We start from the raw sequence: 14969 nt of genomic DNA on the forward strand, positions 1-14969 counted from the left end.
GCGCAGATCGCGGCGGTGGTGTGCGGGGCCTGGGTGGGACTGGCCCGGGAGGAGTCCCACCTCGTCGACGCGGTGACGGGCGGTCAGGCCCGGCTCCCCGGCTATCAGCGGGTCCGGGTCCACAACCATCTGGCGGCGGGCACCGCCCTGGTGTCGCACGCCGTCGAGCCCGTCGCCATCATCGTCGCCGAACTCCTCGACAACGCGCTGCGGCACTCCGCACCCGACACCGACGTCGTGGTCAACCTCGAGGCCGTCCATCACGGTGTCTGTGTCACCGTGGACGACGCCGGGCTGGGCATGACGCAGGACGAACGGGCCCGTGCCCAGCGGATGGTGGGCGGTCGCGAACCGATCCTGCTCACCGAGCTCGGCGACCCGCCGCGCATGGGACTCGCCGCCATCGGCCAGCTGACCCGGCAGTTCGACCTGAGCGTGGACCTGTCCTCCCCGTCCCCGTACGGCGGTGTGCGGGCGGTGCTGCGGGTCGACAGTCATCTGCTGAGCCGGATCGACCCCGAGGAACTGCCTCCCGCGGCCAGCGCCCCGCGTTCGACCCGCAGGGCGGAGCGGAACGCCGAGGGCCAGTCGATTCCTTCCCGGAGCGCCGAAAGCGCCGGGACACCCGCGTCCGGCGGGCCGGAGGCGGCCGCCGCCGCATCGTCCGGGGGGTCCGGGCAGGCGTCGGCCGACGCTCCCTCCCAGGGACCCGAGCCGACGCAGGAGCCCGGGTCGGCCCCGGCCGACCCGTCCGACGAGCCGAAGCCGGCCGCCGGGTCCCGGCCGCCCGAGCCGCCGTCCGCCGCCTCCGCCCACGGCTCGGAACCACCGTCCGCAGCCCCCACCCACGGCTCGGAACCGCCGTCCGCCACCGGCGCTCACGGCTCGGGGCAGTCTCGCAGCACCGCCGGCCACGACCATGGCTACGGCTCCGACCGGGACGAGCAGGCCGAGCGCCCGGTCTCCGGCCACCACGGCCCCCGGGACAGCGGCGGCCTCCCCCAGCGGCGGCGCCGAAGCAGGGTCGCGCCCCCGTCGGACGCCTCCGCCCCGGCCACCGCGCCTGCACCGACGCCCGCACCGACGCCCACGTCGCAGCGCCGGCCGCGGCGCCCCGAGGAGTCCGCCGCCGCCCTCGGCGCCCTCCAGTCCGGCACCGCGGCCGCGCGCTACGCCGCCCGGCCGAACACCGGCGCCCTCCCGTCCGTACCTGATGGTGCCCCGGCCGCGACCACGGCCGACGAGGCATCCCGACGACACCGACCGACACCGGAACGACCATGAAGGGGGAACGGCTCGATGACCAGCCGCGCAGCGGGGGACACGGCATGGGTGCTCGAACCGGTCCTGGAGGTGCCGCACGTCGTGGCCGCCGTGCTGCTCACCCGGGACGGGCTCGTGACCGGCTACACCGACGCGCTGTCGCAGCCGTCGGCGGAGCGGGTCGCCGCCATCACCAGCACCGTGCAGGGCGCGTGCCGTACCGCGGCGGCGGCGTTCGCGGACTCCGATCGGGCCGAGATACGGCAGGTCGTCATCGAGTCGGACCACGGTTACGTGCTGATCGTGCCGACCGACCACGGCACCTGCGTGGCCGCGTACGGCGACCCCGAGGTGCGCCTCGACCTGCTGGCCCACCGTGTGCACTCGCAGGTCGCGCGGCTGGGGGAGAAGGCGATGGCCGCCGGACCCCGAGGTGCCGACGGCGACACGGCGGCATGACCCCCCGCCGGGGAGGCCGTCCCCTGGTTCCCGCGTATCTGTCGACCGGCGGAGTGGCCCGGCCCAGCCGCACCCATCTGGAGCGGCTGTCGGTCCTCACCGGCAGCGGCGAGCCCGCCCCCGCCGGTCTCACCGCCGCGCAGGCGGCCCTGCTGGAGGAGCTGGAGTACGGGGCGCTGACGGTGGTGGAGGCCGCGGCCCTGCTGCGGCTGCCCGTCTCCGCCGTGCTGGTGCTGGCCGCCGACCTCATCGACCACGACCTCGTGCTGGCCCGTGCGCCGATCCCGCCCGCCCGACGCTTCGACCCCGACCTGCTGAAGAGAGTGGCCGATGGTCTCCGCGACCTCAAGCACCGTTGACACCGCCGCCGGCGGTGACGGCATCCATCTCCCGGACACCGCCCGCGACTTGGTGAAGATCCTGGTCACGGGGCCCTTCGGGGTGGGCAAGACCACCCTCATCGGCTCCGTTTCCGAGATCCGTCCCCTGCACACGGAGGAGCAACTCACCGAGGCGTCCGCGCAGGTGGACGATCTCGCCGGGGTTCGGGACAAGTCGACCACCACGGTCGCCATCGACTTCGGCCGGATCAGTCTGGCGGGCGGCATCGTGCTGTACCTGTTCGGCACGCCCGGCCAGGAGCGGTTCCGGCCGCTGTGGGACGACATCGCCTACGGGGCGCTGGGCGCGCTCGTCCTGGTCGACGCCCGCCGGATCGACGCCTCGTTCGACGTGCTCGGGCTGGTCGAGGAGACCGGGCTGCCGTACGCGGTCGCCTTCAACACCTTCCCGGACGCGCCCCGCCACCACACGCCCGAGCAGCTGCGCGCCGCCCTGGACCTGGAGCCGACGACACCGATGGTGACCTGCGACGCGCGGGAGCCGAACTCCTCGATCGACGCCCTGCTCGCCCTGGTCCAGCACCTGATCGACCATCGACCCGCGGAGCACCGGTGACCCACCCGTCCCCTGCCGAGCAGGCCTTCTCCCTCGCGGCGCCCGTCCGCCTGTGGGAGGACGGCTTCGCCCGCGATCCCCACCCCTACTACGCCGCCCTGCGCGCCCAGGGCCCGGTCGGCTGGGCGGAACTCGCCCCCGGGGTACCGGCGTACGTCGTCACGGACCGGCGGGCGGCGCTCGACCTGCTGCACGACACGGAGACGTTCTCGCACGACCCCCGGCCGTGGGAGGCGACCGTCCCCGACGACTCCCCCGTGCTCGGCATGATGCGCTGGCGGCCCAACACCCTGTTCGCCGACGGCGCCGCCCACATCCGCTACCGCACCGCGCTGCTCGACGCCTTCGACCTGGTGGAGCCGCACGACCTGCGGGCAGGGGTGCACCGGGCCGTGCACCTGCTGGTGGGCCGGTTCGGGCCGCGTGGGGAGGCCGACCTGGTCGGCGAGTTCACCAGGCCGCTGATGGCGCTGGTGTTCAACAGCCTGTTCGGGCTGCCGGAGAGCGCCAGCGACCGGCTCGACGCGGCGCTCGGCAAACTGATCGAGGGCGGTGCGCAGGCGGCGCAGGGCGAGGCCGAGTACGCCGGGTACGTGCTGGAGCTGATCGCGGCCAAGTCCGAGCGGCGCGGCAACGACCTGCCGAGCTGGCTGCTGGACCATCCGGCCGGGCTGACCCCCGAGGAGGTCACCTGGCAGGTGTTCCTCACGCTCGGCGCGGGACATGAGCCGACGGCCAACCTGGTGTCCAACGCGCTGTCCCGGATCCTCGGCAACCCGGCCTACTACTCGACGCTCACCAGCGGCGCCCGTCCGGTGACGGACGCGGTGCTGGAGGTGCTGCACCACGAGACGCCGCTCGCCAACTACGGCATCCACTACGCCCGCACGCCCGTCACCTTCCACGGCGCGTGGATCAGGGCCGCGGTGCCGGTGGTGATCTCGTACGGGGCGCTGGCGCAGGCGGCCGAGCAGGAGCGCGGCGGGGACCGCCACCCGGGGGACGCCTCGCATCTGTCCTGGTCGGCCGGCCCGCACGCCTGTCCGGTCAAGCAGCACACGCTGCTCATCGCCACCGAGGCGATCGAGCGGCTCACACAGTGGCTGCCCGACCTCGAACCCGTGCTGCCCCGTGAGCGCCTCACCTGGCGGCCCGGCCCGTTCCACCGCTCGCTGACCGCGCTGCCCGTCCGCTTCAGCCCCCGCTCCCCCGACCAGCCAGGAGGACGACCGTGACCGTGACCGACCGCATCGCTCTGGACCCCTTCGGCGCCGACATCGCCGCCGAGAGCGCCCGGCTGCGCGCCCTCGGCCCGATCGTGCCCGTGGAGCTGCCGGGCGGCATCCCCGCCTGGGCGCCCACGCGGTACGACACGCTGAAGGAGCTCATCCTCGATCCGCGGGTGAGCAAGGATCCCCGGCTGCACTGGCGGCTGTGGCCCGAGGTCGGTGAGCATCCGTCCTGGGGCTGGATCCTGGGCTGGGTGGGCGTGGTCAACATGCTCTCCGCCTACGGCGCGGACCACACGCGACTGCGCAAACTGGTGGCGCCGAGCTTCACGCACCGGCGCACCGAGGTGATGCGGCCCCGGGTGGAGGCGATCACGGCGGAGCTGCTGGACGCACTCGACGGAACCGACGACGAGGTCGTGGACGTCAAGGAGGCGTTCGCCCATCCGCTGCCGATGCGGATGATCTGCGAACTGTTCGGGGTCCCGGACGAGTTACGCAAGGACACCGGCCGGATGATCGCGGCCATCATGGACACCACCGACCCGAGCCCGGAGCACGCGGCCTCCGTCCAGCGGCAGATCGGCACGGTGCTGCCCGCGCTGGTCGCCCACAAGGCCGCGCACCCCGGTGACGACATGACCACCGAGCTGATCCGGGTCCGCGACGAGGACGGCGACCGGCTCAGTGACGAGGAGCTGCTGCACACGCTGCTGCTGGTGATCGGGGCCGGCTACGAGACCACGGTCAACCTCATCGGCAACGCGGTGGTCGCCCTGCTCCGCCGGCCCGAGCAACTGGCGGCCGTCCGGTCCGGGGAGATCGGCTGGGACGCCGTCGTCGACGAGACGCTGCGCGCACACCCGTCGATCGCGTCGCTGCCGCTGCGGTTCGCCGTCAGCGACCTGACCGTCGGCGACGTCACCGTCCCCGCCGGTGACGCCATCATCACGACGTACGCCGCCGCGGGGCTCGACCCCGAGCACTACGGTCCGGAGGCCGACGTCTTCGACGCCACGCGGGGCTCCGACGACCATCTGGCGTTCGGAATCGGCGTCCACCGGTGCATCGGCGCGCCGCTGGCCCGCCTGGAGGCGCTGACCGCGTTGCCCGCGCTGTTCGACCGGTTCCCCGGCCTGAGCCTGGCCGTCGGTGAGGAGGGCCTGCGACAGGTGCCGTCCTTCGTCGCCTACGGCTGGCAGGAGATACCGGTGCGGCTGCGCGACTGAGGCTGTCGCCGGGTCCCGGCACCGAAGCAGTGCGCGGGAGCGCGACCGGTCCCCCGTTCCGGTCGAGCCCCCGCGGTTCCTCGAACCTACGTCCAGGGCCGAGGCGTTGTGAATCGTGCCGATGCCCGTTGCGGGCTCAACAAGGCTCACCTGTGCACAGCTGAGTCCGGATGGCCCGGTTTCGTCCCGCCGGGACCTGGCCAACCGGTTGTCCCGGAGCAGGACGGTTCACCCGGAGCGCTGGAGAACGGGCAGGTCGAGGTCGCCCACCAGGAGGTGGGCCAGCACGACCTCGTACAGGTCGGTGCCCGCGGCGAGCAGCTGGCGTTCCAGGACGGGTTCGGCGCTGCGGACGTGTTCGCGCACGGTCTGCGCGTGCACGCCCAGGGCCTGTGCGGCGCGTTCGGCGTTGCCGCCGGCGGCGATCCAGGTGCGCAGTGTCCGCCGCGGGTTCCTGGCGTCCGCGTCCAGCCGGCCCAGCAGGTTCTGCGCCCAGGTGCGCGCGGGCCCGGACAGCAGGTCGGAGAGCCGGGGCCCGCGCGGTCCGGTGGTGCGGGCGCACGGGGTGTCGGGCAGGCCGATCTGGGTGTTGAGCGCCAGGTGGACGACGGCCCGGACGGTGAGGTCGGCGAAGTCGGTGCCGAGCAGGGCCTCGACGCGTTCCATGCGGGCGCGGACGGTGTTGCGGCTGACGCCGAGGACCTTGGCCGCATTGACGGCGGTGAACTCCAGACCGAGCCGGGTGGTGGCGAGGAGCTCGGCGCGGGTGTGGTGCGGCAGGGCGTCGAGCGGGTGCAGCACACGGGCCGTCCAGGCGCGCAGGGTCTCCGGGTCCATGAGGCGTTCGGGGTGGGTGCGTTCGGCGTAGACGGCGGTCTTGTCGGGCCGGAAGTGCGCGACGGCGAGGGCGCTGACGGCCTGTCCGTAGGCGGTCGCGGTCCGGGCGAGGCTCTGGCGGACGCTGCCGCCGAGAAAGGTGTCCGTGTGCCGTCCGACCAGCGAGCGCAGGGCGTCGCCGGTGGTGTCGCGGGGGCTGACGACGATCACATGGCCGTCCATGGCCGGGCAGCGCACGACCAGGGCGTCCTCCCTGATGCTGTCCAGGCATTCCTCGGCGATGCGGTCGCGGACGGCGGAGTCGGACTCGACCACGTACACGCACGCCGTGTCCGCGTCGAGCAGGCCGGGCCAGAGTCCGGCGGCGACGCGGCGGGCGGCGACGGTGTCCTCGACCATCAGCAGTTGCAGGATCGCCAGGCGCAGGTCGGAGGTGGCCCGCTGGAGCCGGAGCCCGGCGGCGGTCGACTCGCGCGCGGTCAGCAGCAGCTCGATGACCGGGGCGGTCTGGGTGACGATGTCGGAGGCCCGGCGGTCGAAGGGGACCCTGCGGGAGACGGCCAGGACGCACGCGTGGGAGGGGTGTTCCACCCGGACCAGACGCAGGTGGCGCTCGTGGCCCTCCCAGGCGGCGGAGGCGATCCGGCCGCTGGTGATGTCCGTGACGAGGCCCTCGTCCAGGGGGATCCGGGTTCCGGCGACGAGGTTCCCGGCAGCGTCCTGCAGGGCCACGGATCCCCGCACGGCTCCGGAGAGCCAGCTGACGACCCTGCGGACGTCGCGCGCGGCGGGGCGCAGGTGCTCGAGCAGTTCCTCGGCCCACGCCGCGCCCGCCTCGCCCGGCGCCTCCTGCTGCCGGTTCCCGCCCTCTCGGCCAGCCACGTCGGCCTTCCCCTCGCTTCCCGCGCCGCCCGCGGCGCACCGGTCGGGGACGTTACCTCACACCTCCCGGGCTCTCATCCGGGGCTGACGCCCATCACGCCCGGTCACAGGCCTGACACACCGCCCCTGCGCCACCGCACCGGCGGGTCGGCATAAGCTCGACGGATGGCGAAGTACTACGACGTGCACCCCGACAACCCCCAGCCGCGCACCATCGGCCAGATCGCCGACAGCATTCGCGCGGATGCTCTTGTCGCCTACCCCACGGACTCCTGCTACGCACTGGGCTGCCGGCTCGGCAGCCGTGACGGCATCGAGCGGATCCGCACGATCCGCAAGCTGGACGACCGGCACCACTTCACCCTCGTGTGCCAGGACTTCGCGCAGCTCGGCCAGTTCGTGCGGATCGACAACGACGTGTTCCGCGCGATCAAGGCGTCGACCCCCGGCAGCTACACGTTCATCCTGCCCGCGACGAGGGAGGTGCCGCGCATGCTCCAGCACCCCAAGAAGAAGACGGTCGGTGTGCGCATCCCCGACCACGTCGTCACCCAGGCCCTGCTCACCGAGCTCGGTGAGCCGCTGCTGTCCAGCACCCTGCTGCTGCCCGGCGAGGAGGAGCCGATGACGCAGGGCTGGGAGATCAAGGACGAGCTCGACCACGTCCTGGACGGGGTGGTCGACTCCGGCGAATGCGGCACCGAACCGACGACCGTCATCGACTTCTCCGGCGGGGAGGCGGAGATCGTGCGGCGCGGCGCGGGAGACACGTCGCGGTTCGAGTAAAGGACGCGCCAAGGGGCGTTCACGGGGGCCCCGGGTCCCGGGGGGCGGGCGAAACCCCCTGGGAAAGCGCGTGCCACGATGACCGTGATCCGCCCGGTCACGCGGACGGGTTCCCGCCCCACACCCCCGCAGAGAGGCAGCCCAGCCATGACCGCCGTACAGGGAACCGCTGTCGACATCCCCACCGAGGACGGCACCGCCGACGCCTATCTGGTGCATCCGGCCGACGGGGCCGCCCACCCGGCGGTCCTGCTCTTCATGGACGCCTTCGGCCTGCGTCCGCAACTGCGGTCCATGGCGGACCGGCTGGCGGGTGAGGGCTACACGGTGCTGGTGCCGAACGTGTTCTACCGGCACGGCCGGGCCCCGCTGTTCGATCTGCCCGACTTCATCGACCCGGGGGCGCGTCCGGAGATATTCGAGCGCATCGGGCCGGTCATCCAGTCCCTGACGAACGAGCGGGCGATGCGGGACGCCGGGGCCTATCTGGGCTGGCTGGCCCGGTCGCCCGCCGCGGCCGACGGGCCGGTCGCGCTGACCGGCTACTGCATGGGCGCCCGGCTGGTGCTGCTCACCGCCGGGACCTACCCCGAGCGGGTCGCGGCCGCGGCCGGCTTCCACGGCGGGCGACTGGCGACGGACACACCGGACAGCCCGCACCTGGTCGCCGGCACCATCACCGCCGAGCTCTACTTCGGCCACGCCGACCAGGACCACTCGCTGCCGCCGGAGCAGATCGAGCGTCTGGAGGAGGCCCTGACCTCGGCGGGCGTCCGCCACCGGTGCGAGGTGTACGCGGGCGCGCCGCACGGGTACACGCAGGCCGACACGGCGGCGTACCACGAGGAGGGCGCCGAGCGGCACTGGTCGGCGCTGCTCGACCTGCTGAAGCGCACGTTCTGACCCATATCGGCTCCGGGTGAACGGGAGTTGTCGACCTACCGACGGTAAGGGCTTGCTCTCCCCGGATCCCTGCGCGTAGACCTTGCTGAACACCAGCCATGACTCTGGGGGGAGTTGGCTCATGGACGGCACGGTCGACGGGTTCCGCTACGGTGCGGTGACCCCGGTGGCGGCTTTTCTGATGGCCTGTCTGGGAGGGGCACTCGGGCTGCGGTGCATCGTGCGCTCGCTGCTGAACGCGCGGTCGTGGAGACCGGGCTGGCTGGCGTTAGGCGCCGCCTGCATCGGATGCGGCATCTGGACGATGCACTTCATCGCCATGATCGGCTTCCATGTGCAGGAGACCCGGGTCCGTTACGACGCGGCCACGACGGTGCTCAGTCTCGTCGTGGCCGTCGTCGTCGTGGGCATCGGCGTGTTCATCGTCGGCTACCGCGGCACGGGCGGTGCAGCGCTGGCGGTCGCTGGGGGAACCACCGGGCTGGGGGTCGCGGCCATGCACTATCTGGGCATGGCCGCGATGCGGCTGAACGGGGACGTCGACTACGACCCGGTCGGCGTCGTGCTGTCCGTGCTGATCGCCATCGCCGCCGCGACCGCAGCCCTGTGGTCGGCCGTCACGGTCCGCGGCTTCCTGACGAGTCTCGGGGCGAGCCTGGTGATGGGCGTGGCGGTGTCGGGGATGCACTACACGGGCATGGCGGCCGTCAGCGTCCATGTGCACGACACGACCCGGGGCACGTGGGCCGGCGACTCGCCGATGTCCCTGTTGCTGCCGATGCTGCTGGGGCCGGTCGTCTTCCTGCTGCTGGCCGGGGCGGCGGTGATGTTCGACCCGCTGCTGGTGAGGGGTGAGCGGCCTTCCGCAGCGCGCCGGGGCGCCCTTGGCGAGGGCCCGGTCGCCGCGAACTCCGGCAGCGGGCAGCGCACTTCACGGCATGAGAAGGAGTCACCCGCCCGCAGGCGGTGAGGAACCCGCCGCCGGCCGGCTTCTAGATCATTGTTACGGTGCACGGGTGTCTGACTCCTCACGCGATACCGCCGAAGGCGCAGGCTGGGGCACGACCGAACGCGGCGCGTACCAGCAGTTGATGCCGCGCGACGTCGAGAAGATCTCCTGGCTGAACCCGAAGACGCTGTGGGCCGCCCGCAACGGCGTGCTGGCCTCCTGGTTCGGGGACCCGACCGGCAGGACACGCAGCCGGTGGGTGGCGCAGCGTGCCGCCACCGGCGCACCGGCCGACAAGGTGATCCGGCGCGACGACCCGGACCGGTTCTCCTTCCTGGTCATCGGCGACACCGGTGAGGGCGACGACCCGCAGTACGCCGTCGTACCCGGCTTTCTGAGGACCGGTCAGGACACCAGCTTCGCCGTGCTGGCCAGTGACGTGATCTACCCGGTGGGCAGCGCGGACGACTACGGCACGAAGTTCTTCCGCCCGTACCAGGACTACCGGGCGCCGATCTACGCGATACCCGGCAACCACGACTGGTACGAGGACCTCGGCGGCTTCATGCGGGTCTTCTGCGACGACGCCCCGCCCCTGCCGCCCGAGCCCCGGCCGCGGCCGCTCGGGCGGGCCTGGCTGCGGTCGCTGCTGTGGCACCGGCCGCGTCCGGACGACGGGCAACACCTCGCCGAGGAACGCAAGTTGCGGTCCGACACCGCCCAGCAGGCCGTCCAGCCGGGCCCGTACTGGGCGATCGACGCCGGGCCGGTGCGGATCGTCGGCATCGACACCGGCCTGCTCGGCACCCTCGACGCCGAGCAGGGCGCCTGGCTGCGCGAGGTCTCCCAGGGGCCGCGCCCGAAGATCCTGGTCACCGGCTCACCCTTGTACGTGGACGGCAGGCACGAGCCGTGCTCCATCGAAGGCGGCGGCACCGTCGACGACATCGTCCGCGACCCGGCGCACCACTACGTCGCGGCGATCGGCGGCGACATCCACAACTACCAGCGCTACCCGGTCCGGCTGGCGGACGGGCGCACCCTCCAGTACGTGGTCGCGGGCGGCGGCGGGGCCTTCATGCACGCCACGCACACCATCCCCCGCGTCAACGTCGCGGGCGTCACCGAGCAGGACTTCCGCTGCTACCCGCTGCGCGGCGACTCCCTCGCCTTCTACAGCCGGCTGTACGGGCGCAGGCTGCGTATGCGCCGCTTCTTCACGCTCACCGAGGCGGAGGCGACGGCCGTGATCGCCGAGCGCCTCGGCATCAAGCCGGCGCGCGCACCGCGCACCTCGGCGCGTGTGACCCGGCGCGTCCGGCTGGTCGCGGGGCTGCTCGGCACCGGCCGCCGACCTGAGCGGGCCAAGCGGTTCCGGCTGCCCGTGCGCAAGATCTACACGTCGCTGTTCTCGCCGAGCTCGGCGACCTACAGCCCGCCGTTCTTCAAGTGCTTCCTGCGCCTTGACGTCTCCCCGGAGTCCGTCCGGCTGCGCTGCTACGCGGCCACCGGCAACCGTGCCCAGGAGGTCGACCCGCCGGTGGAGGACGAGGTGACGATCCCGCTGGGCTGATCCCGCCGTGCTGATCCCGCCGTGGTGATTCCGTGCGGCGGGAACAGCAACGGCCGTCTGCGGGTTGGCAGGGGCGTACGCCGTCGAACCTGATGGAGGGCCCCGTGTCACCGACCTCACGACCGCTGCGCAAACTGGGCTTCCTGACCATCGGACTGTTCGACGAGACGGATCCGCGCCGCGGCCACGAGTCGACGCTGGAGATCATCGAGCTGGGCGAGCGGCTCGGCTTCGACAGCGCGTGGGTGCGCCACCGACATCTCCAGTACGGCATCTCCTCGCCCGTCGCCGTCCTGTCCGCGGCCTCACAGCGCACCAGCCGCATCGAGCTCGGCACCGCGGTCATCCCGCTCGGCTGGGAGAACCCGCTGCGCCTCGCCGAGGACCTGGCCACCGTCGACCTGCTGTCCGGTGGCCGGCTCAACCCGGGTGTGAGCGTCGGCCCGCCGATGCACTTCGACCAGATCAAGGACGCGCTCTACCCGGACACGGCCGATGCCGAGGACTTCGGCTACGCCCGGGTGGAGCGGCTGCTGGACTTCGTGCGGGGCAAGCCGGCGACGGACTTCAGCGGGGTGGAGGGCTTCGAGGTCTTCTCGGACCGGGTGCAGCCCCACTCCCCCGGGCTGGGCCGGCGCATGTGGTACGGCGGTGGCAGCCTGCGGTCGGCCCGGTGGGCGGGTGAGCACGGCATGAACCTCCTCACCAGCAGCGTCGTGAAGGCGGAGGACCCGGACGGGCCCCAGGGCTTCGCGGAGATCCAGCTGTCGCACATCCGCGCCTTCCGGGCGGTCCACCCCGACGGTGAAGCAGCCCGCGTCTCGCAGGGCCTGGTCGTCATCCCCACGGACTCCGCCACTCCACAGCAGCGTGCACGCTACGAGGAGTACGCCGCCCTGCGTCTGCCCCGCACCACGTCACCGCAGGGCCCGGCGCGGCTGCTCTTCGCTCCGGACCTGGTGGGCACCTCGGACGAGATCGCCGAGCGGCTGCACGCGCACGCGGCGTTCCGGGAGGTGGACGAGGTGGCGTTCGCGCTGCCGTTCTCCTTCGAGCACGAGGACTACGTGCAGATCCTCACCGACATGGCGACGAAGCTCGGCCCGGCGCTGGGCCGGACCCGGGCCGCATAGGCCCGGCGTGAGATGCCCCGGCCTGCCGAACCGGCGGCGGGCCTGCGAACGGCGGGGCGGGGGCCAGGTGCGCGACTCGGGCGCCCCGCCGTCCACCGGATCACCAACGCCCGGGTGCCGTGCCGGTGATGGGCTCCGACGCCCTCCCGTCCACCCCGACCGGCACGTCCCCGGCCAGCATCACCCGGTGCATGATCCGCGGGTGGTCGAGGTGGGCGGTGTCGCCGGGAGCCAGGTGCATGGTGGCGCGGTTGTCCCAGAACGCCACACTGCCCGGCTCCCAGCGGAAGCGGACCGTGTACTCGGGCCGGACCGCCTGCTCCAGCAGCAGGTCCAGGATCGCGCCGCTCTCGGGCCGGGAGAGGCCGGCGATCTGCTCGACGTAGTAGCCGTTGACGTACAGGACCCGCTCCCCCGTCTCCGGGTGGACGCGCACCAGCGGGTGCAGCGTCGCGACCTGACGGTCCAGCAGGTGGCGGACGTAGGCGTCGTCGCCGGGCCGGGGCTGGTAGCCGACGCCGAGCCGGTGCTCGGCCCGCAGCCCGTCGGCGAACTCCCGCAGCGGCGCGGAGAGTCCGGCGTACGCCGCCGCCAGGTTCGACCAGGTGGTGTCGCCGCCGTAGGGCGGGACGGTCTCCGCCCGCAGGATCGTCGCGGCGGGCGGGTCGACGCGGGCGCCGTGGTCGCAGTGCCAGCCGCGCAGCAGGGTGTGCCGGCGCCGCCGCAGCCACTCGTCGTGCTCCATGCCGAACCGCCCGCCCAGTTCCAGCCGGTCGGCGGTCGTCTCGATCTCGGGGAAGCCGGGCGGCGAGGCCTTGCCGCGCCGGGGCAGCACCACCGGCTCTCCGAAGCGGCGCGCGAACGTCACGTGCCCGGTGTGGTCCAGCCGCTGCCCCCGGAAGAACACCACCTTCCACCGCAGCACCGCCGCCCGGATCGCGGCGACCACGGTGTCGTCGAGATGCGAAGCCAGATCGACCCCGCTGATCTCGGCACCGATGTGCCCGGCGACCGGCTTCACCTCCACCCCGGCCTCCCGCACCGCCTCGTCCGTCATCGGGCTGTCCGTCGTCATGAGCGCTCCGCTGGTCGTGGGCGTGGTCCCTGCTGAAGATCGTGTCAGTGATCCCCGCCCGAGGCGACACCGCACCGGCCCGCGTCACACCCTGAACTCCCGGATCACCGTGTTCCGGAACACCGCCGCGCCGTCGAGCGTGAAGAGCGCGAGCCCCGTGTCGACCAGGTACGGGAAGGTCGCGGACGAGTGCGTGTACCGGCCGTCGTCGAGGAACAGCTCCACCGAGGTGCGGTCGACCAGGATCCGCAGCCGCACCGTGCGCCGGGCCGGATCGAAGGGGCTCCTGCTCTCCTGGAACCTGCCCGACTGGTCGGGCGACACGGTGCCGCGGCGGTTCAGGAAGGCGTAGTCGCGGTAGACACCCGCGTCGATGTGCCGGACTCCGTCCGGGGAGCGCCGCAGCTGTACCCCCGCTCCGGTCAGCTGCTCCCAGGCGATCTCGCAGGTCAGTTCGTAGGCGGTGCCCCGGTAGTCGAGGACGCGGGTGCCCGCCACCTCCAGGTCGCCGAGCCGCACCGTGCGCGAGACGTACCGGTCGAGCGCCATGACCGGCCGGGACGCCAGGTGGTACGTGCCGTCGGCCGCGCGCCGCAGTGAGATCTCGCGGACGATCGAGTCGGTGCCGTTGAGGCCGTCGCTGTCGATGGTGGGCGTGAAGTGGGCGTAGTCCCAGTTGTTGAGCCAGCCGATCGCGTAGCGGGTCCCCTCGTCGACGCTGCCGTCGGTGCCGCGCTTGTCGAAGGTGACCGCCCCGTACCAGTCCCAGCCGTAGTCGAGCCACTGCGGCTCCGCCGCGTCGGCGGTGAAGTCCGTACCGTCGAAGGAGCCCGTCCAGTAGGCGTACGTGTTGGGCAGCCCGGCGCCCTTGCCGTTGGCGCTCACCCCCAGCACCCACTTCACCGTGCCGTCCCCTGCGCGGATCCGGAACAGGTCGGGGCACTCCAGCACACCGATGCCGTTCTTGACGAAGCCGCTCACGTACGTCCAGGTCCTGAGGTCGGCGGAGTGGTAGAAGCCGACCTTGTCGTTCTCGGCGAGGGCCAGTACCCACCGGCCGCGCTCCTCGTCGCGGATCACCTTCGGGTCGCGGAAGTCGCGCACGCCGGGGTTGGGCAGCACCGGGTCGGTGCCGTGCGGTGTGAACGTGCGGCCGCCGTCCGTGGAGTAGTACAGGTACTGCGCCTGGTCGCTCGCGCCGTCGTGCGGGGACATCGTGGCCAGGACGACGACCGCGCCCGCCCCGAAGCCCGCGGTGTTCTCCGTGTCGACCACCGCCGAACCCGACCAGACGTCGCCGCCCGGGGTGGTGTCCTTGGGCACGGCGACACCCCGGTCGGTGAAGGAGACCAGGTCGGTGCTGGTGGCCAGGCGCCAGGCGGTGCCGATCGCGCCGGACAGGTAGTCGGCGTTGTAGAGGTAGTAGTAGTGGTACTCGCCGTCGATCCAGACCGGCCGTTGCGGGTCGTTCTTCCACTGGTCCGGGGCGGTGAAGTGGTACGCGGCCCGGTAGCTCGCGCGAGAACGGCCCGTCCGGGCCGCGGCCGGCCCCGCCGTCGCGGGCAGCAACGCGCCGACGGCCCCCACGGCCGACCCCGCGAACAGCGCCCTCCTGGTGAAGTCGCCCATCACACCTCGTTCCTCTCGTCGGAAACGGCGGCTCATGTGCACCAGGACTGTGGAACCTAACTCGT

14 protein-coding genes are annotated in these 14969 nt (G+C 72.7%); 11 read left to right on the plus strand and 3 right to left on the minus strand.

The annotated features are described in order from the left end of the window. From SSQG_RS42355 to SSQG_RS01220, 6 genes are all read left to right on the plus strand, one after another. A partial coding sequence (locus SSQG_RS42355) for an ATP-binding protein (RefSeq protein ID WP_244299004.1) occupies positions 1 to 1284 on the plus strand: 1284 nt, incomplete at its 5' end. Positions 1285 to 1299: 15 nt separating this feature from the next. Further along, entirely contained in the window at positions 1300 to 1722 is a 423-nt protein-coding gene (locus SSQG_RS01200) for a roadblock/LC7 domain-containing protein (protein WP_003987818.1), read from the plus strand. After that, on the plus strand, positions 1719 to 2081 hold the full coding sequence (locus SSQG_RS01205; protein WP_003987819.1) for a DUF742 domain-containing protein: 363 nt from the start codon (positions 1719 to 1721) through the stop codon (positions 2079 to 2081). The genes SSQG_RS01200 and SSQG_RS01205 overlap by 4 nt, the downstream gene beginning before the upstream one ends. Next, a complete protein-coding gene (locus SSQG_RS01210; protein ID WP_003987820.1) occupies positions 2053 to 2679 on the plus strand; it encodes a GTP-binding protein in 627 nt (208 codons plus the stop codon). Before SSQG_RS01205 ends, SSQG_RS01210 begins: the two co-directional genes overlap by 29 nt. Next, positions 2676 to 3914 carry a cytochrome P450 gene (locus SSQG_RS01215; RefSeq protein WP_003987821.1) on the plus strand — a complete coding sequence of 413 codons (1239 nt, stop codon included), beginning with the start codon at positions 2676 to 2678 and terminating at the stop codon, positions 3912 to 3914. The genes SSQG_RS01210 and SSQG_RS01215 overlap by 4 nt, the downstream gene beginning before the upstream one ends. Further along, entirely contained in the window at positions 3911 to 5137 is a 1227-nt protein-coding gene (locus SSQG_RS01220; protein ID WP_003987822.1) for a cytochrome P450 family protein, read from the plus strand. The genes SSQG_RS01215 and SSQG_RS01220 overlap by 4 nt, the downstream gene beginning before the upstream one ends. A gap of 228 nt (positions 5138 to 5365) precedes the next feature. On the opposite strand, the gene SSQG_RS01225 is transcribed toward SSQG_RS01220, so the two are convergent. After that, positions 5366 to 6856, minus strand: a complete 1491-nt coding sequence (locus tag SSQG_RS01225) for a helix-turn-helix domain-containing protein (protein ID WP_003987823.1) — start codon at positions 6854 to 6856, stop codon at positions 5366 to 5368. A 165-nt stretch (positions 6857 to 7021) separates the two neighbouring features. Here SSQG_RS01225 and SSQG_RS01230 point away from each other — a divergent pair, with 165 nt between their 5' ends. From SSQG_RS01230 to SSQG_RS01250, 5 genes are all read left to right on the plus strand, one after another. Further along, a complete protein-coding gene (locus tag SSQG_RS01230) occupies positions 7022 to 7642 on the plus strand; it encodes an L-threonylcarbamoyladenylate synthase (protein ID WP_039931732.1) in 621 nt (206 codons plus the stop codon). A 147-nt stretch (positions 7643 to 7789) separates the two neighbouring features. Then, a complete protein-coding gene (locus SSQG_RS01235; protein WP_039931733.1) occupies positions 7790 to 8545 on the plus strand; it encodes a dienelactone hydrolase family protein in 756 nt (251 codons plus the stop codon). A gap of 121 nt (positions 8546 to 8666) precedes the next feature. Continuing rightward, positions 8667 to 9515, plus strand: coding sequence for an MHYT domain-containing protein (locus SSQG_RS01240; protein ID WP_003987826.1), 849 nt, complete (start codon positions 8667 to 8669; stop codon positions 9513 to 9515). A 46-nt stretch (positions 9516 to 9561) separates the two neighbouring features. Further along, entirely contained in the window at positions 9562 to 11067 is a 1506-nt protein-coding gene (locus tag SSQG_RS01245; protein ID WP_003987827.1) for a metallophosphoesterase family protein, read from the plus strand. 104 nt (positions 11068 to 11171) lie between these two features. Next, positions 11172 to 12200: an LLM class flavin-dependent oxidoreductase gene (locus SSQG_RS01250; RefSeq protein WP_003987828.1), complete on the plus strand. Its 1029-nt coding sequence runs from the start codon at positions 11172 to 11174 to the stop codon at positions 12198 to 12200. A gap of 100 nt (positions 12201 to 12300) precedes the next feature. Here SSQG_RS01250 and SSQG_RS01255 read toward each other — a convergent pair whose 3' ends face one another. Together SSQG_RS01255 and SSQG_RS01260 are read right to left on the minus strand one after the other, a co-directional pair. After that, positions 12301 to 13275, minus strand: coding sequence for a TauD/TfdA dioxygenase family protein (locus SSQG_RS01255; protein WP_003987829.1), 975 nt, complete (start codon positions 13273 to 13275; stop codon positions 12301 to 12303). A gap of 84 nt (positions 13276 to 13359) precedes the next feature. Next, positions 13360 to 14904 carry a glycoside hydrolase family 32 protein gene (locus tag SSQG_RS01260; protein ID WP_039931736.1) on the minus strand — a complete coding sequence of 515 codons (1545 nt, stop codon included), beginning with the start codon at positions 14902 to 14904 and terminating at the stop codon, positions 13360 to 13362. Between the last annotated feature and the right edge of the window lie 65 nt (positions 14905 to 14969).

It is taken from the genome of Streptomyces viridochromogenes DSM 40736 (genome assembly GCF_000158955.1).
Taxonomy (GTDB): domain Bacteria; phylum Actinomycetota; class Actinomycetes; order Streptomycetales; family Streptomycetaceae; genus Streptomyces; species Streptomyces venetus.